Raw genomic sequence first — 21,874 nt, 5'->3', positions numbered from 1 at the left:
GTCAGAACCGGAAGTAGAGGAAAGGGTTGTGGCTGCCGGCCGCCAGCGTCATCGCGCACAGCAGCAGCAGGACCGAAAGAAGCACGAACCGCGAGACCATGAACCTGGGTCGCACGAAATGCCTGCCGCCGATCCAATCGCGCAGCGGCAGCATCGAACACCCGGCCAGCAACAGCACCGTCACCGTCTTGCCGTCGAGGTATCTCGCCAGCACCGGCGCGTTGTCGGCCGCGCCGGTCAGCCCAGCCATCGCGGCATAGAAGTCGGTCGCCTGGGCCATGTCCTGCGACCTGAACATGGCGACGCCCACGACGAACGCCAGCCAGGCGTAACCCTGCTGGAGAGACTTCGGCCACCGTGCCGTGACCTGTGCAAGCGCCAGACGCTCCAGCACGATCAGCGCACCGTTGTAAGTGCCCCAGAGCACAAAGGTCCAGCCCGCGCCGTGCCACAACCCGCACAGCGTGAACACCACCACCGTGTTGATCATCGTCCTGGATGCCCCGCGTCGGCTTCCTCCCAACGGCTGGTAAACGTAGTCGCGCAGCCAGCTGGACAGGCTGATGTGCCAGCGGCGCCAGAACTCCCGCACGGACAGGGAGCGGAACGGAAGGTTGAAATTGCGCGGAAACGAAAACCCAAGCAGCAGGGCCAGTCCCAGCGCCATGTGGGAGTAGCCCGAAAAATCCAGGTACACCTGAAAGGCGTAGCCCACCGCTCCCAGCCAGGCCACGCTGGTCGAGAGCGCACCGCGGTCCAGCGCGTAGATGGCATCGACCGTGGCGCCCAGGTGGTTGGCCAGCAGCAGCTTCTGGGCCAGCCCGATAATCAGCAGCTCCAGCCCGAAACGCAGGCGTGCGACCGTCCAGTGCCGCCGCACGAGTTGCCGCCGGATACTCAGGTACCGGACGATCGGGCCGGCCAGCAGGTGCGGAAACAGCAGCAGGTAGTTGGCGAGCCGGAACAGGCTGCGCTCGACGGACGTGTTTCCCCGGAAGCAGTCGACGAGATAGGAAATCGCGTGGAAGGTGAAGAACGAGATGCCGACCGGGAGGGTGGGAAGGTCCTGCCTCTGGAGCCCGACATGGATGCCGACGCCGGCCAGTGAGTCGATCACGAAGCCCAGGTACTTGAAGGCGCCCAGCAGCAGGACCTGGAACACGACGCCCAGCGCCAGGACCAGCCGGCGGGCACGCGGCCGTCCGGCGCTGCCTTGCAGGGCCAGTCCGCAGAGGTAGCAGCCCAGCAGGGATGCCACCAGCGCCCAGGCGTTCCTCAGCTCGCCCCAGGCATAGAACACGGCGCTGCCGAGCAGCAGCACGGCGTTGTGGCGCCCCGAAGCGAAATAGACCGCCAGGAACGCCGGCAGGAAATAGAAGAGGAACTCAACCGAACTGAAGTTCACGCGCCGCGCCCGCTTCGTCCGCAGGGACTGCCGTCAGCACGGCGAAGTCGGAACCGATCACCCCCTCGGCCATCAGCCGGTCTTCGAAGGCAAAGAAGCGCTCCATGTGCGCCATGTCCTCCGGCCGGTCGGTGCTGAAGTTCTGGGCGATGTCGCTCAACCCGATATGCAGCAATGCGCCGCCGAGCGCGCGCCGGTCGACCACCCGGAAATGCCGCTCCAGGGCCGCAATGATCAGCGAGGAGTGGATCGCTTCCGTCGGATCGCACGCGATGACATCTTCGGCGCGCGGACGCTCGCGGGGACCGCGCAGCACCCCGTTGGGAAGCCGGTGGTAGCGCTCGGGCAGCGTCTGCAGGAACTGGTTCATGTGGAACAGCTGCGCATCGGTCCACTGGAAGCGGTCCGGTCCGACGTACTCGTGCAGGTGAAACACACCACCCGGACGCAGCGCCCGGCGGACCATGGCGAACAGGCGGTCGAGATCGTTGACATGGTGGATCGACTGGAAGCCCACCACCAGGTCGTAGGCACCTTCTGGCAGCTCCAGCTGCTCCAGATCGGCGACCTCGTAGTGCACCGCATCCAGCCCCTGGGCTGCCGCCAGGGCACGGGCGCCGGCGACGGCCTCTTCGGCGATGTCGTAGCCTTCGATGCAGGTGGCCATGCGGATGCTGGCCAGGCCGCGCTCCAGCGCGCCAAATCCGCACCCCAGGCTGGCGACACGTGCCAACGGCAAGCGCAATCCCCGCTGGGTCAGCGTGTCCTGGAGATGGCCATACGCATCCTTGGCCTCGTCGCCGCTGGCCTTGTGGTTCAGCCGCGCCACCACGCGGGGGTGCGCCATCCAGTTCATCCCATGGATGGCCTCGCGCTGCTGCGGCGACACGTTCCAGGTTTCAGCGGTGCGCGACAGGTCGAGGGCCGCGGCCTCCGGTCCTGCGCTGGTCGGCGGCGGGCCGGCGGGCCGCCGCCTCGCTTCGTCCAGCATGTCCCGGACGGTGGCGCGGAACGCCTGCACCGAGCAGTCGCGCTCCACCGCCGCGAAGGACGCCTGCCGTGTGTGGTTCCAAAGGCCTTCGTCGAGATACAGCCTGGCGCAGGCATCGGCCAACGCCTCGGCCGTGGCCGCATGCAGCAGCTCGCCCTTGGCGCCCCAGCCGAGCTGCTCCGCAATGAGATCGGTGGCCGCGACCGGGACACCGTACGCGGCCGCTTCCTGCACCTTGAGCGGAATGCCCGCGGCAAAACGCGTGGGCGCCACGAACACCCGGGCCTGGTCGTAGAACGGCCCCACGTCTTCGACGCGACCGTGGAACACGACACGCTCCCCGCCCAGCGCCGCCACGAGCTTGCCGGAGCAGCGGCCGACGATGTCCAGCGCATAGCCGGTGCCGATGCGCTGGTCGAGCAGCGGCATGACCTCGCGCACGAACCAGAGCATCGAGTCGGCATTGGGGGAGGACTCCTCCTGCAGCCGCCCCACGAACAGCAGATTGCGGCGGTCCCGATGCTCCCGGGATGTGGGCTGTACCTGGAGGCCATGTCCCAGTGCACGGACCTGCGCACAGCCGGCCTGGCGGAAGCGTTCCGCCTCGATCCCGCTCACGGCCAGCACGCAGTGGGCAGATCGCGCCATCTGCAGCTCGCGCTCCAGCCCCATGTGGCCGTCCAGCGGTGGTGCCGCGTGTCCCAGGACCTCGGCACGCAGCGCCTCGCGGCTGGCGAAGATGGCCTCCGCGTCGTAGACCAGCGTGGTGACGGCGCGAAAGCCGGGCACCTCCTGGCAGGCCTGGAGAAAGCGGTCCATGTTGTGTGGCCGACTGACGATCACCACGTCGTAGTAGCCCATCCGCTCACGCAGGAACCGGGTCAGCCCGGAGATCCCCAGATCCGCCACGATCTCCACCTCGCGCGGCAGCACCCGGTAGGCTTCTTCCATGTCGACCAGCGGACTGGCCAGCGGGTAGTGACTCACGAAGGCGCCACTGTCGCAAAGCTCGCGCACCAGCAGCTGTGCCCTGGGGAAACCGGACCCGAGCGATGGCACCGGAATGCAGTCATCGATCACCAGCACCCGCTGGCGCCCGGCATCCCGCTGCCGCACCTCGATGTCGCGCGTGCCATGTGGCCGGTGCCCGTCCGCCAGCACCTGTGCATGGCGCGCGGCAAACACCTCCCGGTGCGCCTCCATCAGCGCGACGGCGCTCTTCTCGGTGTCCGAGCTGCCGAATTCGTAGTGCCGGATTTCGATCTGGGGGTCGTACACGACAGTGCAGCCGGCCTGCCGGATGCGCATGCACAGGTCCGTCTCTTCGTAATAGGCCGGCGCGAACGCCAGATCGAGCCCTCCGAGCGCGTTGAACAGCGCACGCCGCACCATCAGGAACGCACCCGAACAGTAGTCGACCTCGCGGCGGAACTGGAATTCGGCGTCCCGGGGATCGCGCCCGCGGCCATATCCAGAACAGCCGCCGTCGCTCCAGACGATGCTGCCGGCCTCCTGCAGGCGGCCATCGAGCAGCACCACCTTGCCCCCCACCGCCCCCACGCGGGCCTGCTCGTCCAGCAGACTCAGCGCAGCCGACAGAGCACCCTCGCAGACCTGCGCGTCGTTGTTGAGGAACAGCAGGCAGTCACCCCGTGCCTGGGCCGCCCCCAGGTTCGCCGCCCGCAGGAAGTGCAGGTTCTCTGTCTGCGGCAACACGCGCGCGCCTTGAACCCGTTCCAGCAGTGCCGCGGTGTCGTCGGTGGACGCGTTGTCGACCAGCAGCACCTCACAGGGCACGTCCATCCTGGCGCACAGCGCCTCGATGCACTTGAACGTCAGCTCGGCCTGGTTGTGCAACACCACGATGACCGAGACACGGGGCTGGTCCACGGTCGGCAACACCAGCGCCCGGTCCGTAGACAGGAAATCGGCCAGATCCTGACGGCTCTGTTGCCGGAACGCCTGCTTGACATCGACCGCCGGCTCCACGTTGACCAGGGTGACCGCCCGGGGCAGGGGCACCAGGGAACGCATCGGATATTCGCGGTGTTCGTGCTGCCCATGGACCTCGAAATGGGCCAGGGCATTGAGCCCCTGCGCGGCGACGTCCGGGTTGTCCCGAAGGTAGGCACCGGTGGAGAACCACGGCCCGGGGTCGCGGTTTTCCGTCCTCCCACCATGCAACGCGTAGTGCTCCGCTGCATCGGCCCCGGCGGCACCGACGTCGGGATAGGTCTGCAGGTACCACTCCGCATCGAAGAACGGCGACCGCAGAATCAGTTCCAGGTCGGTCGGTGGCGCCGGCCGTTCGGTGCGTCCGTTCACACGGGCCTGCATGCGTTGCAGCAACCCCTGGGGCGCTGGCTGCTCGCCACCAGCGGCCCGCTCCAGCAATGACGGCAGCAGGCCACGCGCGGTCCGTTCGGCGCCCTGCAGGGCAACAGTCAGGTCGGTGTTGCGGTCCGACAGCTGGGCGATCACCTGCTGGAGTTCGTGCAAGCCCCGCTCGAGTTCGGCATAGGCCTGGTGCATCCGCCCGACTTCGTTGCGCAGCTGAACCGTTTCGCGCAGCACTTCTTCGCGCTCGTCCCGAAGATGGCGCTCCGCACGCTGTGCGTTCTCGCGTCCGGCCTGCGCCTCCACGAGCTGGGCGCGAACCAGCGCCGAGGCGCCCTGGTTCGCACCCAGTTCGCGGGCGTTGTGCGCCTGCAGGTTCCTGACCTGTTCTGCAAAGGAGCGCTCCATCTCCTGTTCGTTGGCCAGGCCCTGCCAGCGGGCGCCCAGTGCGGCAAACCGGTCGCGCAGAAGTCCGCCTTGCTCTGTCCCGTTCAGCGCGCACAGGCTGGCAATGGGTTCTGCCATGTCCTTGCCGTGTGCCAGCAGGCCCAGGCCGTTCCCGTGCAGGAACTCGAAATGGGGAAACTCCCGGGCCAGCTCCGCGAAGAACCGGTGCACGCCAAAGTCGTCCCTGCGGACGTTGGTGTCGTGAAACACCACCACGGCCCGCGCCGACAGCTTGGAGCGCCAGGTCTCGTAATCGTGGCGCACGGCTTCGTACGTGTGGAAACCGTCGATGTGCAGCAGGTCGATCGAGCCGTCGGCAAAGTGTCCGACCGCTGTATCGAAGTCGGCGCGGATCAGCTCCGAGAACGCCGCGTAGTGGGCATCGTTGAAGGCCTTCACGTCCTGGAACACCGCCGGGTCGAAGAAGCCGGCGTGCGCGTCTCCGGCCCAGCTGTCCACGGCGTAGCAGCGGGTAGGAAGCTGGCCACCCCGCACCGCTTCACAGAACGCCGCATAGGACACCCCGTGGTGGGCACCCAGCTCCACCAGCACATGAGGGCGCAACGCCTCGACCAGCCAGCCGGCAAAGGGCACGTGGCCCCACCAGCCGCTGGGTTTGCCCAGCCGATGGGGCCGTTGGAACACGGCCGACAGCACCGGCGACAACAACGGCTGCAGCAGCGGATCGTGGAGATTTGGCACGGCGGTGTTCAGGGGCTAGGTGTCAACGGACGGGAGTCAGGCGCGGCGCGCCACAACGGTGAACATGGGAACCATCAGGTCGTCGCATTCGCGCTTCTGGTGGTGGACCGACACCTCGGCGTGCGGAAAGCCCAGCACGGCCAGCGAATGCACGATGAACGAGGGCGTCATGGCCCACCAGGTGTCCACCTGTTGCTGGGCCGGTTCGGGCAGCAGGCGGCAGACCGGCAGCTCACCCAGATTGGCGTCGTAGGGTTCCGTCACGATCACCGTGTCCCGGACATGCCGGGCCACTTGCTCCATGACCGTGAACGGCGAGCGGCAATGCAGCAACACCGAACCCAGCAGACCGACATCAAATGGTCCGTCCGTCGCGGACAGGCGGTCCAGGTGGTCGATCACCAGGCGCGCGCGGGAGCCGTACAGGTGGTGCAGATACTGGAACGAACGGCGCACGCCATGGATCGATTCGGTGAAGTCGGTTCGCCAGGCCGCCATGTCGAACCCGGCCACCGGGACCGCATCCCACAGGTGTTCCATCGGCAGCTCCACCGCGGTGACCTGCGCGCCTTCGGCCTCCATGTGGAAGGTGAGGAAGCCGCTGGCCGGCCCGATCTCCAGCACGCGGCGCCCTGCCAGCGGCACATGGCCCAGATAGGCCGCCACGGTCGGACGCAGGTCCCATTGCCCCCGCACCGTTTCTCCGCCAGGCAGCTCGGTCGTGTGATAGAAGCTGCAGGAAGCCAGATCCGGGACTGCGCGCGGGTTCCCCGGCGGGTTTGGCGCCGGCTCGGGCACGGTGGCCGGGCTGGCGGGCACCGCTACCGTGGTCGTCTCCGGAGCGGGGCTGGCCAAGGCGCCCAGCGACAGCCGTTCCTGCGGCAGGCCCTGGACCAGGCTGCGGTGCTGGATCCAGCGCTTGAGCGCGCTCTTGCGGTTCCACCAGAAACCATGGTCGGGTTTGCGGCAGACCAGCACTGTGTCCTTCCAGACGTCGCTGTTGTCGATGAATCCCGTCGCCCCCCATTGCGTCTGCACTTGCAGCACATCGAGCTGGGCAAAATGCGCCAGGGACTCCATCCCATCGGGATAGATGCGCCAGCAATCCACCGGGTAGCGGTGCTCGGGACCACCAGCCGGCACGATGAGGCAGCACAGCCCGCCGGGCTTGAGGATCCTCGCGATCTCCAGCATGGTGATCCACACATACCGGATGTGTTCCAGCGCCTGCCCCGACACCACCACATCAACCGAATCGCTGGCCACCTCGCGCCAGGCATAGGGATCCTTGAGCACCAGGTCCACGTTGTCCCCCGCCACCTGGTCCATGCCGGTGTAGCGCCATCGGGGCGCATCGAACAGGTCGCGGTAGGCACCGTTCACATCCTGGCTGCCCAGGTCGTGGATGGTCAGCGACTCCTCGCGACGCGACCCAAGGTGCGCCTGGACAAAGGACCGCATTTCTTCGTAGGAGCTGGCGTGCATGGTGGCTTTCAGGAAGCAGGGCCATCCAGGCGCAGCAGCCAGGCGTCCGGCCAGTAGGTCAGGTTGTCGGGGGCGAGGTGGTCGTTGAACCGGGCCACGGGGCGGCGGATCTCGAACTCGGGGTGATCAAGGGCAAAGGCACGGGCCGCCGCCGCGGGGTTGTCGTCGCCCCAGTGCGCATGGCCCAGCGGGGTATCGGTCAGGTCCTGCATCACGCCGTCGGCCGCCACGATGTACGACCCGGGGGTGACCAGCGACCCGTAGGCCTCCAGCTCCCGGCGCACATGGGTCTTGCTGTGGTCGCTGTCGAGAAACACCAGCACCGACTCGCCCGCACGCACCGCGCGATGCACCCGCCCGACCACTTCCGGCGCGGCCGAATCGCCCTCGATCAGGGTGATGAGATCGGCCAGCGGACAGGCCGCCACGGCGTCCCGGACCTCCTGCGGAATCCGGATGTCGATGGAGATGACCCGCCCTTTTCCCAGGGCACGGCACAGGGTCGCAAACAGCACGGCACTGCCGCCACGGTTCACACCGGTCTCGATGATGACGTCCGGCTGGACGGTGTGGATGACCTCGGCCAGCCGCAACACGTCGTCCGGCAACTGCCACAGCTGGAAGCCCAGCCAGGAGAACGATTGCCAGTGCAGCAGGCTCCACTCCTGCTTGAGCCAGACGCCCGACAACAGCCGGAACGCCTGCGGGGAGTACAGCGGATGCTGCTGCCGCGACCCGTCGTCGGACTGGACATCCAGCGTCTGGACGGCCGTATCAATGGTGATTTTCATGGCTTCTGCCTGCGAGCGGTGCAACGACACAACGTGCAGGCTGGCGCCTGTGCGTGTCATCGTAACGGCTTCGTGAGCAGCAGGTGTGCTGCGGCTGCGATGCGGTGCTCAGCGTCGCGGCAAACCCACAGCAGCGCCGCCAGCGACCCGCGCCCCACCGTCGCCGGGTGCGCGGCTCATGTCGTTGTTCTGTGTCACGACGATCATCAGCAGGCGCATGAACTCCGCGCGCTGGCGCTCGGTCAGCGGCGCCAGGATCTGCTCCTGCGCACGCAGCATGGCAGGGATGGTGTCGGCCAGCGCCTGCTCGCCCGCCGCAGTGAGGAAGAGCTGACGGGCACGCCGGTCTTCGGGCGACATGCGCCGCTCCAGCCAGCCGCGCGCTTCCAGCCGGTCGATCACGCCGCCGGTGGTGGAGGTGTCCAGGGCGATGGTGCGGGCCAGCGTGCGCTGGTCGATGCCGGGCTGGTTGCCCACCACCTGGAGGGCGGCGTACTGCACCGGCGTCACGCCTTGCTCACCCGCCTCCTGCAGGAAGATGCCGACCGAGATCTGGTGCAGCCGCCGGATCGCGTATCCGGGCTGCTGGTCGATGTCGATCCCGGTGGATTCGGGGGTGTCCATGGCAAGGGTAAGCAGGGGGGTGGGCGGGCGTTGACCCAGTTTAACAGCGCTCTTATGATCAGCACACTGATCATAATAATGCGGCCGGGCAGGGCCGATCGCAAGGAGACAAACCATGAGCCACGAACTCGGACGCCTGGAAGACCTGCCGCAGGACTACCGCGACGACCTGAAGAACCTGAACCTGGTGCCGCTGTGGCCCAGCCTGCGCGCCGTGCTGCCGCCCAAAGTGCCTGCGCGCGCCACGCGGGCCATCCACTGGCCCTACTCCACGCTCAAGCCGCTGCTGCTCAAGGCCGGCGAGCTGACGCCGATCGAGAAGGCCGAGCGCCGCGTGCTGGTGCTGGCCAACCCCGGCCACGGGCTGGAGAACATGAAGGCCAGCCCGGCAATCTACCTGGGCATGCAGCTGCTGCTGCCGGGAGAATGGGCGCCCAGCCACCGCCACACGCCCAACGCGGTGCGCATGATCGTCGAGGGTGAAGGCGCGTACACGACCGTCGATGGCGAGAAGTGCCCGATGAGCCGCGGCGACCTGATCCTCACGCCCACCGGCCTGTGGCACGAACACGGCCACGACGGCACCGACCCGGTGGTCTGGCTGGACGTGCTGGACCTGCCGCTGGTCTATTACATGGAAGCGAGCTACCACATCAACGGCGCGCGCCAGACCGTCAAGCAGGGCAGCGGCGACCGCGCCTGGACCCGCGCCGGCGTGGTGCCGACGCAGGTGTTCGGCCGCAGCGACAAGCGCTACCCGATGCTGCGCTACCCCTGGGTCGACACGCGTGCCGCACTGCTGGGTCTTGCGGACAACGAGCCCGATCTCGCCTGCGTGCAGGTGACCTACGTGAACCCGGAAACCGGCGGCGACGCCGAGAACATCCTGGGCTTCTACGCGCTGATGCTCAAGCCTGGCCAGACACTCACCCTGCCCGCGCGCTCGCCTTCGCAGGTCTTTCACCTGATCGAAGGTGGCGTGGACGTGTCCACCTGCGGCAAAACCTTCAGCCTGGTCGAAGCCGACACCTGCTGCGCGCCCGGCTACGAAGCCGTGACGCTGCAGAACCGCCAGGCCGACAAGCCCTCGTTCGTCTTCATCGCCGATGAATCGCCACTGCACCGCAAGCTCGGTGTGTACGAGGTCCGGTAACTCTTTCGATCACACACCATGACCCAATACCTCTTCACCCCTCCTGCCGTCCAGTCCCTGCCGATCCGTGGCCGGACCGAACGCTTCCCCGTCAACCGCATCTTCTGCGTCGGCCGCAACTACCATGCGCACGCCGTCGAGATGGGCAAGCCGGTCGACAAGTCGGTCGAGCGCCCGTTCTACTTCACCAAGTCACCGCAAACGCTCACGCCCTCGGGCTCCACCGTGGCCTACCCGCCCGAGACCAAGAACTACCACTTCGAAATGGAACTCGTGCTGGCCATCGGCAAAGCCGGTTTCCGCGTCAGCGCCGACAAGGCACACGAAGTCGTCTACGGGTACGCCGCCGGCCTGGACATGACGCGCCGCGACCTGCAGCTGGTCGCGCGCGACAAGGGCCGCCCCTGGGACCTGGGCAAGGACATCGAGCAGGGCTCGGTCTGCAGCGAGATCGTGCCGATGGAAGGCGTGGTGATCGAGAAGGGTGCGATCGCGCTCGAAGTCAATGGACAGACCAAGCAGTCGTCCGGCGTGGACAAGCTGATCTGGAACATCCGGGAAATCATCGCGGATCTGACTTTGTTCTATCACCTGCAACCCGGCGACATCATCTACACCGGCACGCCCGAAGGCGTGGGCGCGGTGGTCAGCGGCGACCTCATCACCGGGCGGGTGGAGGGCGTGGCCGAGGTCGCGTTGAATGTCGGCCCGGCAGATCGAATGTCGCCTTGAAGAATCCAGTCGGTATTCCGTACCGACCAGGACACAGAAAGCGCCCCGCGCTCCTGGCCACACCAGCCATTGCAATCCAGTCAAATGCCCTCCGAACTCACTTGATAATCGACCTCGCCACGGGCCTGCGTGGCACCAAAAGGGACGGCATTCAATGATTCAAGTTCGGGATCTGGTTTTCGACTATCTGGGTCACCGTGCGCTGCATGGCGTTTCGGTCGACCTTCCCAAGGGCACCGTCACCGCATTGGTCGGCCCCAACGGCGCCGGCAAATCCACCCTGATGCGCTGCATGGCAGGGCTGGACACCCCGCTGTCGGGCAGCATCACGGTAGGCGGCGTCGATGTGCAGGAGCACCCGCGTGAGGTGCACACCAAGCTGGGTTACCTGTCGGACTTCTTTGGTCTCTACCAGGAGCTGACGGTGCAGCAGTGCCTGATCTATGCCGCTGCCTCGCAGGGCATTGCCGACAAGCACATCCCCACGCGGGTACAGGAGGTGGCCGGTTTTCTGAACCTGAACGACAAACTGCAAAGCCTTTCCAGCAACCTGTCGCGCGGTCAGCGCCAGCGGGTGGCGATCGGGCAGGCCATCGTGCACATGCCGCAGGTGCTCTTGCTCGATGAACCGGCCAGTGGACTGGACCCAGAGGCGCGCGCGGACTTGTCGGTGCTGTTCCGCTCCCTGCAAGCCACGGGCATGACGCTGGTGGTGTCCAGTCACATCCTGAGCGAGCTGGATGAGTACTGCACACACATCCTGTCCCTTCGCGATGGACGGGTCAGTCGCTTTGCCAGCCTGGCAGCGACGGCCATCGGCGCGGAAGGCGTGGTCAAAACACTGATGCAGATCCAGCTTGCCGCACCGGCACCGCAACTCGCCAGCCTGCTGGAAGGTTACGAGGTGGCCCATCTGGACGCGCAAGGAATCACCCCCAGCACCGTGTACTTGCCAGAGGGTGATCTGGCGGCCCGGGCCGCCCTGTTGGCCAGACTCACCAACGCAGGTGTGGCTGTGTGTGCCTTTCACGAGGTGCGCACCAGCCTAAAGGCCAGCTACGGTCAGGCCGATGCGCCCAAACGCCAAGGAGAAGCTGCATGAACCCGGAATTCAAACGCAACCTGTGGTTGGAAATATCACCGGCCCGGCTGTTCACGATGCCGTTGGTTCTGACATTGATTGGTCTCTTGGTGGTCAGTCTCAATCTTGACGACCCGCACGGCAGCCTGTTTATGGCCTTTGCGGTGTTGTTCATCGGCCTGACCGTGGGCTGGGGCAGCTTGCTTGTGGTGTCGAGCATCAACAACGAAGTGAGCGAGCGCACCTGGGACCAGCAGCGCCTGAGTGCGCTGACCCCGTGGCAAATGGCATGGGGCAAGTTGTTTGGCAGCGCGGCCTACGCTTGGTACGGCGGCTTGTTGTGCGCACTGGTGGCAGTGGTGGCTGCGCTGGCAGGACCGGCCTTCTGGAGCCGCAGCGTCTGGCTGCTGGTCGGTGCGGTGGGCGCGGTGGCCCTGCACGCCTGGCTGATGGCCAGCCGTTTGCACACGCTGGACATCCGGTCTGAAAAGGCCAGCGGCATGGCCAGCCGGCTCTTTGGCTTGTTCCTGGCGCTCCAGACTCTGCCAATGATTTTTATGGTGTTGCGTGACCCGGCCTCGCCGGACATCGGGGCTGTCGGCAACTGGTGGGGCTTGGGCTTGCCCTTGTCCATTCAGTCGCTGCTGGTGGCCTTGCTGCTGCTGGCGCTGGGCCTGCTGGCGCTGTGGCGCAGCATGGGCAAGCAGCTGATGGTCCGTGCGGTGCCCTGGGCCTGGGTGACAGGCGTGGCGGGCATGGGCTGGGTCTTGGCAGGTTTTCTTCCGCAGTCAGCCTGGGGATCCACGCTTTGGATGACCATGGCTGGCGTGGCACTGGCCTCGACTTACGTCGCATTGTTCACGGAGGCCAACACCCGGCTGGTCTGGCAGGCGGTGCTCTACCACCGCGCGCACAGCCCGGCACGCCGCCTCTGGCAGGCCTTGCCGCTGTGGCCCTTGAGTTGGGGGCTGACGGCGCTGTTTTTGTTGGCCTTCACCCTGGCGGGGGGAACGAGCGGCGGCCGCTCAGACCCACCGCCCCTTGAGCTGGGGAGCTTGATGTGGCTGGCCCTGCTGCACACCCTGCGCGACTGTGGCATCTACCACTTTTTTGCGTTCCGCCACACCATCCGCAAGCCCGCTGCCATGACCTTGCTCACCCTGTTTGTGCTGGGTGTGGTGCTGCCTGGTCTGGCGATAGGTGCGGCGCCGGCGCTGACCCCTTGGATCGAGCCCTTCTTCGGGATCAATGAACTGATTGAAGGCAAGGCCTCGCTGGGGATGAACGTCTGGCTCGCCATGTGGTCGCATCTGCTCTTGATCGCCGGCCTGGTCGGCTGGCGATGGTCGGTCGGGGCACCGGTTGTGCAAGGTGCACAAGCATCTGACCCAAACGCAACTTCATAGCGTCCCGCTCCAGAATTCCCCGGCCTGCGCAGCCGAACATCGGCGCGGTGAAACGAAGCCAGTCAGAGCTGGTCGATGGGTGTCGAGGCTTCGGCGGCCTGCCCGTCGACCTCGTTCATCACGAACCGATCGCCGCAGCGCACATAGAAGCTCGCGCCGAAGCGGCCCACCGGATGGAACTCGCGCAGGTTCACGCGCCAGGCCTGCGTGTCCACCAGGCCGGCACGCGCGGCCAGCCATTGCACCCGGCCGAAGAACACGTAGCGACTATCGGTCTGCATGGTCTCGTGCAGCACACACTCGAACGCCACCGGCGCTTCGGCGATGCGCGGCGGCTTCACGGTCATGGAGGGCGCCGGCGTCAGCCCGGTCACCGCCAGTTCACTCACCTCGGGCGGCAGCGATGCGCCACAGGCGTGCATCTGCGGCGCCATCGCCTCGTCGGTGATGTGCACCACGAACTCGCCCGTGGCCAGGATGTTGGCCGCCGTGTCCTTGAGGTGCCCGTCCTGCAGGCGATTGATGCTCAGCATCACCAGCGGCGGCTCCTCGCCCACCATGTTGAACATGGAAAACGGCGCTGCGTTCACCACCCCGTTCGCACCCAGCGTGGTCACCAGCGCGATCGGCCGCGGCACGATCAGGCTGGCCATGAGCTTGTAGCGCTGGTAGGCGGAGAGGCGGGAAAAATCGATGTCGGTCATGGCGGGGCTCCTGACCCCGCCATGCAAGTTCCAGACCGCGCCTCAGCACATCGCCCGCCGCCGCACCATCATGTGCGCGCGAACCCACCGTGCCAAGCAGGCGCGGCAGATGCTCAACCCGGGATCAGCTTGCCGGCGGTACACAGCGCGGAGGTAGCCGCATACACGCTCACAGACTGTGTGCTGTCGTTTCGGTATTGCACGGTCCAGCCGTTGTTGACACCGTCAAAGAACAGTGCGGAATAAGCAATGGCGACATTGTTCGGAATATTGGTCGGCGATCCGCCAACGACCGTTTCTCCGCTTCTGCAGGCACTTGACACGCCGTCGGACTGTCCCGGCGCCAACACGAACGTGCGAGTGGCCTCCCTCAGGTACACCGTCAAACCAGATCCAGGCTTCTCGTGCGGCCCTGCCACCGCAGAGACCAAAACTCCCGACAGAACCGCACCCATTGCCAACTTGACCAGCTTCATAACGCCTCCCTCAAAACAAGTGCCAACAGCGGCACCTCGTCACGATAGCAGGCAGATGACCGTCATCCGCGGACCGGAACTCCCCGCCGCTCCATCATCTCAACACCCATCGCCTGCAGTGCCTCGCCCCGCATGAGCTTTCGCGCCTCGGGATAGACGACTCCGTTCTCGTCCACCAGGTGCCGCCGGTACAGCGCGTCGTAGGCGTCGAAGCACTGTTCGTCTTCCGTCGAGAAACCGGCCCAGTCATCCCCGGCATCGACCAGTGCGGACAAGGCTGCGCGCACCTGCGCCCACTGCAACGCCATCTCGCGGTGGTCCTGCTTCAGGCGAATGACCACCGCCAGCACGGCCGGGTCGCGCTGCGCAAGCAGCGGCGGAAAGACATGGCGTTCTTCGTCTTCGTGGTGGTGCGGGCCGGCCTGGTCGAAATAGCGCATCACGTCGCGCGCAGCGTCGCGGGCCTGCGTGTCGGCGCCGTGGGTCTTCGCGTGCCCGCGCAGCTTGCCGAGCAGGCGCAGCATGCGTTCGACGCGTTCGTGGCAGGCTTCGAGCATCTCGAACGGCTGCTCGAAGCCCACACCCGGAGCGCTGTGGCCAGGCAGGCTGATCTGTACCTTGGTGCCGCTCATGAAGCCTTCCTCTCGCCGAGATCGCTGACGTAGTCGCTCACCCGGGGCCGCAGGCTGGCCTTGCCGTGCGAGATGGCGGTCCCGATGCTCAGGAAGCACACGGCCTGCTCGCTCTCCCGCAGATCGAAGAAGCGGTGAAGCACCCGAGATGTGACGGATTTGCCGGCCGTCAGCGCTGACCCATAGCCCACCGCGGTCGCCATCAGCAATACGTTCTGTGCCGCACAGCCCGCCGAGATCAGGCGTTCGGCCAGACCGATGTCGGCGTCGCCCTTGGTCGCGTCGACCACCAGCAGGGCCAGGAACGGGGAGCGAAACCCTTTTTCGCGCGCCTTGGCGATGTCGTGCGGGCTGGCCTTCGGGTCGCGCTCCAGCAGCGCCTGAACGAAGACCTCGGACAGGTCCTCGCGCCGGTCGGCGGGCACCGCAATGAAGCGCCAGGGCAGCAGGCTGCGGTGGTCGGGTGCAGACGCGGCTGCACCCAGGATCGTCTGCAGCTGGACCGCATCGGGCCCGGGCTCACCGAGCCGGAAGGGCAGCACGGTCTGCCGTGCCGACATCAGCTCGGTGGCCAGCGCCGCCCAGTCGGGCGGCGCGTCGGGATCAGCCACAGCTGCCCAGGTGGCCGCAGGAAGTGCAGTAGTCGCAGCCGTCCTTGCGGATCATGGCGTGCGCGCCGCACTCGGGGCACTTCTTGCCGGCCATCACATTGGAAGACATGCCGTTGGACATGCCGACCAGCTCGGGCGCGGCCGGTGCGTGCGGCGTGGCGACTGCTGCGGTATCCGGCTGCTGCTGGTTGCGGCGGGCGATGATGTTCTGCAACGCGAAGGCAATGGCGGCGACTTCGGAGTCGTGCCACATCGGCACGTGCGTGCCGTCGGCCTTCTGGTAGGTGCCCAAGCGCACCGGGCCGCGGTCCCAGGCGACCTTGCGCATGTCGGACAGCGCACGGCCGAGGAAACCGCCGCGCGCGGCCAGCGAGAGCATGCGCATGGTGGAGGTGATCCACTGCTGCGACTCGCCGTTCTGCCCCACCGGCATGAAGAACTCGATCGCGCGCTCGACCGTGCCCTTGCCGTCGGCCGCGGTGACCGGCAGGAAGGAAACCACGATGTACAGCGTCTTGTGGCCTTCCTGCGTCCAGTACTCGATCTTGTCGGCCACGGCCGAGAGCGCGCCCTTGGGACGGCTCTCGATCACGGTGCGCATCGGGTCGATCGGCGTCACCACCGGGGCGGCCGGCTTGGCTTCGACCACCGGCGCGCCGGTGTCGAGCACCGAACCCAGGATGTTGTTCGGGCGGTAGGTCGCCATGCCCTTGAGGCTGGCGCGCCAGGCCTGCAGGTACAGGTTCTTGAAGTCTTCGTACGGGTAGTCGGCCGGCACGTTGACTGTCTTGGAGATCGCGGTGTCCACGAAGGGCTGCACCGATTCCATCATCGCGATGTGTTCACCCGCCGTCATCGCCAGCGCGCTGACGAAGTAGTCGGGCAGGCTGTCGACGTCACCGCCGAGGTCGCGATAGAGGCGCCAGGCATGGTCCTCGACCGCGTAGTCGCGGGTCGAACCGTCGGCCTCGCGCTTCTTGCGGCGGTAGGACCACGAGAACGGCGGTTCGATGCCGTTGGAAGCGTTGTCGGCAAAGGCCAGGCTGACGGTGCCGGTCGGGGCGATCGAGAGCAGGTGGCTGTTGCGGATGCCGTGCTTGCGGATGGACTGGCGGATCGTATCGGGCAGGCGGCTGGCGAAGGTGCCGGGTTCGAGGTAGCCGTTGGCGTCGAACTTGGGGAAGGCGCCCTTTTCCTTGGCCAGCTCGATCGAGGCGCGGTAGGCCGCGTCGCGCATGTGTTCGGCGATCTTGGCGGCGAGCTTGCGGCCTTCTTCGCGGTCGTAGCGCACGCACAGCATCGCCAGCGTGTTGCCCATGCCGGTGAAGCCGACGCCGATGCGACGCTTGTCCTGCGCTTCCTTGCGCTGCTGTTCCAGCGGCCAGAAGGTCACGTCCAGCACGTTGTCCAGCGCCCGCACCTGGGTCGCCACGGCCTGCTCGAAGGCGCCGAAATCGAACGCCGGCACACCACCGAAACCGAAGGCGTTGCGCACGAAGCGCGTGAGGATCACCGGGCCGAGGTCGCAGCAGCCGTAGGACGGCAGCGGCTGCTCGCCACAGGGATTGGTCGCGGCAATGCCTTCGCAATAGCGCAGGTTGTTGTCCTGGTTGATCTTGTCCAGGAACAGAATACCCGGCTCGGCGAAGTCATACGCCGACTTCATGATGGTGTCCCACAGCTCGCGCGCGGGCACGCTTTCGTACACCCAGAGGCCGTCGCTGCGCTGGTAGGCGCCCTTGTCCATCGCCTTGCTGCCAGGGCGGGACTTGTGCACCAGTTCCCAGGGCTGGTCGCCGGCCACGGCTTCCATGAAGGCGTCGCTCACGCCGACCGACACGTTGAAGTTGTTCCAGCGGCCGGGGGTGCGCTTGGCGGTGATGAAGTCCAGCACGTCCGGGTGGTCGATGCGCAGCACGCCCATCTGGGCACCACGGCGCGCACCGGCGCTCTCGACCGTCGAGCACGACTGGTCGAACACATTGATGTAGCTGCACGGACCCGAGGCCATCGAGTGCGTGCCCTTGACCTCGGCTCCGCGCGGGCGGATGCGCGAGAAGTCGTAGCCGACACCACCGCCGCGGCGCATGGTTTCGGCAGCTTCGCGCAGGGCTTCGTAGATGCCCGGGAAGCCTTCGTCGTCAAAGCCCTGAATGCAGTCGCCCACGGGCTGCACGAAACAGTTGATCAGCGTGGCCTGGATGTCGGTGCCGGCGGCACTCATGATCCGGCCGGCGCCGATGGCGCCCGCGTACAGGTTGTCAAGGAACTTGCGCTCCCATTCGGCGCGGATGGGTTCTTTTTCCACCGAAGCCAGGGCGCGGGCCACGCGGCGGTAGAGATCGTCGATGCCGGTTTCGCCGGGCTTGAGGTACTTTTCTTCCAGCACATCGAGACTGATGGGCTGGGGGTCCCGGAGCTGCTGTGCTCCAGGGCTGGGGTCGCGCTTCATGCGAGGGCTCCTGTCTTGAAGGCGTGGGATGGTACAGCGTCCGAGCCGGCCGGGAGGGCTCCCGACATCATCCAGAACATCAGATCATGGACCGATCGGATGTCCTTGCCAAACGGGAGGGTACCGGCGCCCCGGAAGAACAGCCCCCGGTCTTCGTCGCCTTCCATCGCATGCGCCAGCTGCTGGTCGATGCAGAACTGGCCCATGTCGGCCTTGCCATCCCGCAATCCGCAATGCGCCAGGCAGTCGAAGGCCATGTTGCAGTGGGTCTTGATGTGGGCCACGGCCTTGAGCTTGGGCTCCACGCGCAGGTACTTCTCCAGCCAGTGAGTGCGCACTCCGCGCGCCGGCAGCCCGGCCACGCTGATGAATTCCACGATGTCTTCCGGGCGGGCCTCGGCCAGCACCTTCTTGAAGGTCGGGTCGGCGTCGCACTCCAGGGTTACCGCGAACGCGGTACCCATCTGCACCGCGCTGGCGCCCAGTCCCTGCAGCCGCAGGATGTCTTCCCGCGTCGAGATCCCGCCGGCGGCGATCAAGGGAATCTTTCCTTCCAGCCCGGCCGATTTGAAAAATTCCAGGGTCTGGGGAATCACGGTGTCGAACTCGAAGCGCGGATCCTGCAGGTCGGCGACCTTGGCCGCCCCCAGGTGGCCACCGGCCAGCCGCGGGTGCTCGATCACGATTGCATCCGGCAGACGGCCCTTTTTCTCCCATTTCTTGACGATCAGCTGCACGCCGCGCGCGTCCGACAGGATCGGAATCAGCGCCGTGTCGGGGTGGTCCTTGGCGATTTCGGGCAGGTCCAGCGGCAGGCCGGCGCCGACCACGACCGCGTCGGCGCCGCTTTCCAGCGACTGCCGCACATAAATTTCATAGGCAGACAGGGCCTTCATGATGTTCACGGCGACCATGCCGCGACCGCCCGACAGCAGCCGGGCGCGGCGGATTTCGCGGTCCAGCGCGACCAGGTTGGCGGTGTTGATGCGCTCGCGTGCGTCGGGCTCCTTGCCGCTTTCCAGGTGCGAGGTCTGGGCCATCAGGTCCGGATGCAGTCGGCGCAGATCGACCGACGACACCGTACCCACCCCACCCAGCGACGCGACGGCGCCGGCCAGGCCACCGGCAGAGACGCCCACGCCCATGCCACCTTGCACCACCGGGACCAGCTCCCGGCCCTTCAGGCTCCACGACCGCATGCCGCCTTCGTGGGCCAGGCGCATCAACGCGTCGGCGCGGGCTGCCGCTTCGCCGTCTCCAGGCGAAACCGCCCCCATCTCATCTCGTGCATTCATCGTCTCTGTCCCTTTGGGCGGCGCAAAAAACCGCTGGAGGAGCGTACCGATGACGGTCCGCCGGCGCCTTGTTCTGGGTCAAGAACTGCCCTACCGCCCGTCGGATGGGGCACCCCGGGGACAGCCTGTCGCCCAGGCGCCCCGACAGATGAAAGGGTCTTTCCACAATGCCTGCATGGACTTTGAGCACAGCCCCCGGGCGCAGGGTTTGTTGCGCCAACTCGACGGTTTCCTGCAGACCTACGTGCTGCCGCACAACGCCGCCTGGCACCAGGCGGTGCAGGACGGCCAGTACCCGCCACCGTTTCTGGAAGACCTCAAAACCCTGGCGCGCGAGGAAGGGCTGTGGAACCTGTTCCTGCCCGGGCTGCGGGAGGACGAGCCGGGCACGCGCCTGTCCAACCTCGACTACGCACCACTGGCCGAAGCCATGGGCAAGCTCAGCTGGGCTGCCGAGGTCTTCAACTGCAGCGCACCCGACACCGGCAACATGGAGCTGCTGCACCGCTTCGCCACGCCGGCGCAGCGCGAACGCTGGCTGCGCCCGCTGCTGCACGGCGAGATCCGCTCGGCGTTTGCGATGTCCGAGCCCGACGTGGCCTCGTCGGACCCGACCAACCTGCAGACCACGGTGCGGCGCGAGGGCGATGAACTGGTGCTCAACGGCCGCAAGTGGTTCATCACCGGCGTGGCGCACCCGGCCTGCCGCGTGCTGATCGTGATGGCGCGCAACGAGAGCGACGCGGGCAGTGACGCGCATCACCAGCACAGCATGGTGGTGGTTCCAACGGACACGCCGGGGCTGGAAGTGGTGCGCAACATCAGCGTGGTGCATCACCACGCGCCCGAGGGGCACTGCGAGATCGTGCTGCGCGGCGTGCGCGTGCCCGCCGACCACCTGCTGGGCGCCTGGGGCCACGGCTTTGCGATGGCGCAAGCGCGGCTGGGGCCCGGCCGGGTGCACCACTGCATGCGCACCATCGGACAGTGTGAACTGGCGCTGGCATTGGCGACCGAGCGCGCGCTGGAGCGGCGCAGCTTCGGCAAGTACCTGGCCGACTACGCCAACGTGCAGGAGTGGATCGCGCTGTCGCGCATCGAGATCGACCAGGCGCGGCTGCTGGTGCTGCGCTGCGCCTGGCTGCTGGACCACCCTGACAAAGCCGACTCGGCGGCCGTGCGCGCGCAGGTCGCGGCGATCAAGGTGGTGGCTGCCGGGCTGCAGACCCGCGTGGTCGACCGTGCGATGCAGATCTTCGGCGCCATGGGGCTCTCACCCGACACGCCACTGGCGCAGTTCTGGACCTGGGGCCGCGCGCTGCACCTGCTCGACGGCCCGGACGAGGTGCACCTGCGCAGCGTGGCGCGGCACGAACTGGCCATGGCGCGCGAGCGCATGGGCGCGTCGTCGGCCTACTTCACGACACCGGAGCAGATGCGGACACCGCCGCATCTCTGAACCGGGACGCCCGCCCGCTCAGGCGGGCACCGCCTCGCGCATGGCCGCCGCGGCGATGTCCAGAGAGCGCAGCCGCAGCGCCGGGTCGAACACGTCGCTGACCAGCATGAACTCGTCGGCTTCTGTCGCATCGGCCAGCCGCTGCAGGCCGGCACGCACGGTGGCCGGGCCGCCCACCACGGCGCAGGCCAGGAAGTCGGCGATGGCTGCGCGGGCCTGCACATCGAGTCGGTCCATGAAGCCCTCGACCGGTGCCGGCAGCTGGCCGCGCTTGCCGGTCAGGATGCCGAGCACGCGCTGGTAGGTGCTGCTGGCCAGGTACTCCGCCTCTTCGTCGGTCGGTGCGGCGATCAGCGGCACGCCCACGATGGCGTAGGATTTGTCGAGCACCTTCGACGGCTTGAAGTTCTGCCGGTACAGGTGCAGCGCCTGCAGCAGGTAGCGCGGCGCGAAGTGCGACGCAAACGCATACGGCAGGCCGCGCTCGGCCGCGAGCTGGGCCGAGAACAGGCTGGAGCCCAGCAGCCAGATCGGCACGTGTGTGCCGGCGCCGGGCATGGCAATCAGGCGCTGGCCGGGCTGCGGATCGCCGAGCAGGCGCTGCAGCTCGGCCACGTCGCGCGGGAAGTCTTCTTCGGTCTCGGGCCGGTCGCGGCGCAGCGCGCGCATGGTCAGCGGGTCGGTGCCGGGCGCGCGGCCCAGGCCGAGGTCGATGCGACCCGGGTACAGCTCGGCCAGAGTGCCGAAAGCCTCGGCCACCACCAGCGGTGCGTGGTTGGGCAGCATCACGCCGCCCGAGCCGACGCGGATGGACTGCGTGCCACCCGCGATGTGGCCGACCAGCACGGCGGTCGCCGAACTGGCGATGCCGCTCATGTTGTGGTGCTCGGCCAGCCAGTAGCGGGTGAAACCCAGGCGCTCGGCGTGTTGCGCGGTGCGCAGCGCGATCGACAGCGCGTCGGCGACCTTGCCGCCCTCGCGCACGGCAACCAGATCGAGCAGGGAGAGTCGGATGTCTTGCAGAGCTTTCATGCCCGGATTGTCCGACTTTGCCCGGGTCTGCGCAGTGCCTGGGCGGGATGTCCAGAGAA

At 67.0% G+C, this 21,874-nt stretch carries 17 protein-coding genes; 5 read left to right on the top strand and 12 right to left on the bottom strand.

Going from position 1 to position 21,874, the window contains the following annotated elements:
• Nucleotide 1: 1 nt before the first annotated feature.
• The 5 genes from ACLIJ1_RS22015 to ACLIJ1_RS21995 all read right to left on the bottom strand — a co-directional run bounded on the left by ACLIJ1_RS22015 (nt 2) and on the right by ACLIJ1_RS21995 (nt 8,782).
• Nucleotides 2-1,405, bottom strand: a complete 1,404-nt coding sequence (locus ACLIJ1_RS22015) for an MBOAT family O-acyltransferase (RefSeq protein WP_411367711.1) — start codon at nt 1,403-1,405, stop codon at nt 2-4.
• Nucleotides 1,386-5,882: a class I SAM-dependent methyltransferase gene (locus ACLIJ1_RS22010; RefSeq protein WP_411367710.1), complete on the bottom strand. Its 4,497-nt coding sequence runs from the start codon at nt 5,880-5,882 to the stop codon at nt 1,386-1,388. The genes ACLIJ1_RS22015 and ACLIJ1_RS22010 overlap by 20 nt, the downstream gene beginning before the upstream one ends.
• A 36-nt stretch (nt 5,883-5,918) precedes the next feature.
• Entirely contained in the window at nt 5,919-7,367 is a 1,449-nt protein-coding gene (locus ACLIJ1_RS22005) for a class I SAM-dependent methyltransferase (RefSeq protein WP_411367709.1), read from the bottom strand.
• Between the two features lie 8 nt (nt 7,368-7,375).
• A complete protein-coding gene (locus ACLIJ1_RS22000; RefSeq protein WP_411367708.1) occupies nt 7,376-8,158 on the bottom strand; it encodes a CmcI family methyltransferase in 783 nt (260 codons plus the stop codon).
• Between the two features lie 108 nt (nt 8,159-8,266).
• Nucleotides 8,267-8,782, bottom strand: coding sequence for a MarR family winged helix-turn-helix transcriptional regulator (locus ACLIJ1_RS21995; RefSeq protein WP_411367707.1), 516 nt, complete (start codon nt 8,780-8,782; stop codon nt 8,267-8,269).
• A 115-nt stretch (nt 8,783-8,897) separates the two neighbouring features.
• Between ACLIJ1_RS21995 and ACLIJ1_RS21990 the strand changes: the two genes are divergently transcribed.
• From ACLIJ1_RS21990 to ACLIJ1_RS21975, 4 genes are all read left to right on the top strand, one after another.
• Entirely contained in the window at nt 8,898-9,935 is a 1,038-nt protein-coding gene (locus tag ACLIJ1_RS21990; RefSeq protein ID WP_411367706.1) for a cupin domain-containing protein, read from the top strand.
• A gap of 18 nt (nt 9,936-9,953) precedes the next feature.
• Nucleotides 9,954-10,667 (top strand): fumarylacetoacetate hydrolase family protein, encoded by a 714-nt coding sequence (locus ACLIJ1_RS21985; protein ID WP_411367705.1) that lies wholly within the window; start codon nt 9,954-9,956, stop codon nt 10,665-10,667.
• Between the two features lie 154 nt (nt 10,668-10,821).
• Nucleotides 10,822-11,769: an ABC transporter ATP-binding protein gene (locus ACLIJ1_RS21980; RefSeq protein ID WP_411367704.1), complete on the top strand. Its 948-nt coding sequence runs from the start codon at nt 10,822-10,824 to the stop codon at nt 11,767-11,769.
• Nucleotides 11,685-13,154, top strand: a complete 1,470-nt coding sequence (locus ACLIJ1_RS21975) for a hypothetical protein (RefSeq protein WP_411367703.1) — start codon at nt 11,685-11,687, stop codon at nt 13,152-13,154. Before ACLIJ1_RS21980 ends, ACLIJ1_RS21975 begins: the two co-directional genes overlap by 85 nt.
• Before the next feature lie 62 nt (nt 13,155-13,216).
• Here ACLIJ1_RS21975 and ACLIJ1_RS21970 read toward each other — a convergent pair whose 3' ends face one another.
• From ACLIJ1_RS21970 to ACLIJ1_RS21945, 6 genes are all read right to left on the bottom strand, one after another.
• A complete protein-coding gene (locus ACLIJ1_RS21970) occupies nt 13,217-13,858 on the bottom strand; it encodes a flavin reductase family protein (RefSeq protein ID WP_411367702.1) in 642 nt (213 codons plus the stop codon).
• A 113-nt stretch (nt 13,859-13,971) separates the two neighbouring features.
• Nucleotides 13,972-14,334 (bottom strand): hypothetical protein, encoded by a 363-nt coding sequence (locus tag ACLIJ1_RS21965; protein WP_411367701.1) that lies wholly within the window; start codon nt 14,332-14,334, stop codon nt 13,972-13,974.
• Between the two features lie 62 nt (nt 14,335-14,396).
• Nucleotides 14,397-14,966, bottom strand: a complete 570-nt coding sequence (locus tag ACLIJ1_RS21960) for a hemerythrin domain-containing protein (RefSeq protein ID WP_411367700.1) — start codon at nt 14,964-14,966, stop codon at nt 14,397-14,399.
• Nucleotides 14,963-15,577: a nitroreductase family protein gene (locus tag ACLIJ1_RS21955; protein ID WP_411367699.1), complete on the bottom strand. Its 615-nt coding sequence runs from the start codon at nt 15,575-15,577 to the stop codon at nt 14,963-14,965. Before ACLIJ1_RS21955 ends, ACLIJ1_RS21960 begins: the two co-directional genes overlap by 4 nt.
• A complete protein-coding gene (locus ACLIJ1_RS21950) occupies nt 15,570-18,029 on the bottom strand; it encodes an adenosylcobalamin-dependent ribonucleoside-diphosphate reductase (protein ID WP_411367698.1) in 2,460 nt (819 codons plus the stop codon). Before ACLIJ1_RS21950 ends, ACLIJ1_RS21955 begins: the two co-directional genes overlap by 8 nt.
• On the bottom strand, nt 18,026-19,252 hold the full coding sequence (locus ACLIJ1_RS21945) for an NAD(P)H-dependent flavin oxidoreductase (protein WP_411367903.1): 1,227 nt from the start codon (nt 19,250-19,252) through the stop codon (nt 18,026-18,028). Before ACLIJ1_RS21945 ends, ACLIJ1_RS21950 begins: the two co-directional genes overlap by 4 nt.
• 247 nt (nt 19,253-19,499) lie before the next feature.
• On the opposite strand from ACLIJ1_RS21945, the gene ACLIJ1_RS21940 reads away from it, so the two are divergent.
• Entirely contained in the window at nt 19,500-20,783 is a 1,284-nt protein-coding gene (locus ACLIJ1_RS21940) for an acyl-CoA dehydrogenase family protein (protein WP_411367697.1), read from the top strand.
• An 18-nt stretch (nt 20,784-20,801) separates the two neighbouring features.
• Here the strand turns inward: ACLIJ1_RS21940 and ACLIJ1_RS21935 are convergent, their stop codons facing one another.
• The gene (locus ACLIJ1_RS21935; protein ID WP_411367696.1) at nt 20,802-21,815 is read right to left on the bottom strand and encodes an LLM class flavin-dependent oxidoreductase; all 1,014 of its coding nucleotides are present in this window, start codon (nt 21,813-21,815) and stop codon (nt 20,802-20,804) included.
• Nucleotides 21,816-21,874 lie beyond the last annotated feature (59 nt).

Origin of the sequence: Hydrogenophaga sp. RWCD_12, from assembly GCF_046604225.1 — a bacterium.
GTDB lineage: Bacteria > Pseudomonadota > Gammaproteobacteria > Burkholderiales > Burkholderiaceae_C > Hydrogenophaga.
The sequence above is the reverse complement of the archived record's forward strand: the minus strand, read 5'-3'. Positions and strand labels throughout refer to the sequence as shown.

Coding starts and splice junctions, on each gene's coding strand:
- ACLIJ1_RS22005 (WP_411367709.1), bottom strand. CDS start 7,367: ATGCACGCCAGCTCCTACGAAGAAATGCGGTCCTTTGTCCAGGCGCAC.
- ACLIJ1_RS22000 (WP_411367708.1), bottom strand. CDS start 8,158: ATGAAAATCACCATTGATACGGCCGTCCAGACGCTGGATGTCCAGTCC.
- ACLIJ1_RS21995 (WP_411367707.1), bottom strand. CDS start 8,782: ATGGACACCCCCGAATCCACCGGGATCGACATCGACCAGCAGCCCGGA.
- ACLIJ1_RS21990 (WP_411367706.1), top strand. CDS start 8,898: ATGAGCCACGAACTCGGACGCCTGGAAGACCTGCCGCAGGACTACCGC.
- ACLIJ1_RS21985 (WP_411367705.1), top strand. CDS start 9,954: ATGACCCAATACCTCTTCACCCCTCCTGCCGTCCAGTCCCTGCCGATC.
- ACLIJ1_RS21980 (WP_411367704.1), top strand. CDS start 10,822: ATGATTCAAGTTCGGGATCTGGTTTTCGACTATCTGGGTCACCGTGCG.
- ACLIJ1_RS21970 (WP_411367702.1), bottom strand. CDS start 13,858: ATGACCGACATCGATTTTTCCCGCCTCTCCGCCTACCAGCGCTACAAG.
- ACLIJ1_RS21965 (WP_411367701.1), bottom strand. CDS start 14,334: ATGAAGCTGGTCAAGTTGGCAATGGGTGCGGTTCTGTCGGGAGTTTTG.
- ACLIJ1_RS21960 (WP_411367700.1), bottom strand. CDS start 14,966: ATGAGCGGCACCAAGGTACAGATCAGCCTGCCTGGCCACAGCGCTCCG.
- ACLIJ1_RS21950 (WP_411367698.1), bottom strand. CDS start 18,029: ATGAAGCGCGACCCCAGCCCTGGAGCACAGCAGCTCCGGGACCCCCAG.
- ACLIJ1_RS21945 (WP_411367903.1), bottom strand. CDS start 19,252: ATGCGCCTGGCCCACGAAGGCGGCATGCGGTCGTGGAGCCTGAAGGGC.
- ACLIJ1_RS21940 (WP_411367697.1), top strand. CDS start 19,500: ATGGACTTTGAGCACAGCCCCCGGGCGCAGGGTTTGTTGCGCCAACTC.
- ACLIJ1_RS21935 (WP_411367696.1), bottom strand. CDS start 21,815: ATGAAAGCTCTGCAAGACATCCGACTCTCCCTGCTCGATCTGGTTGCC.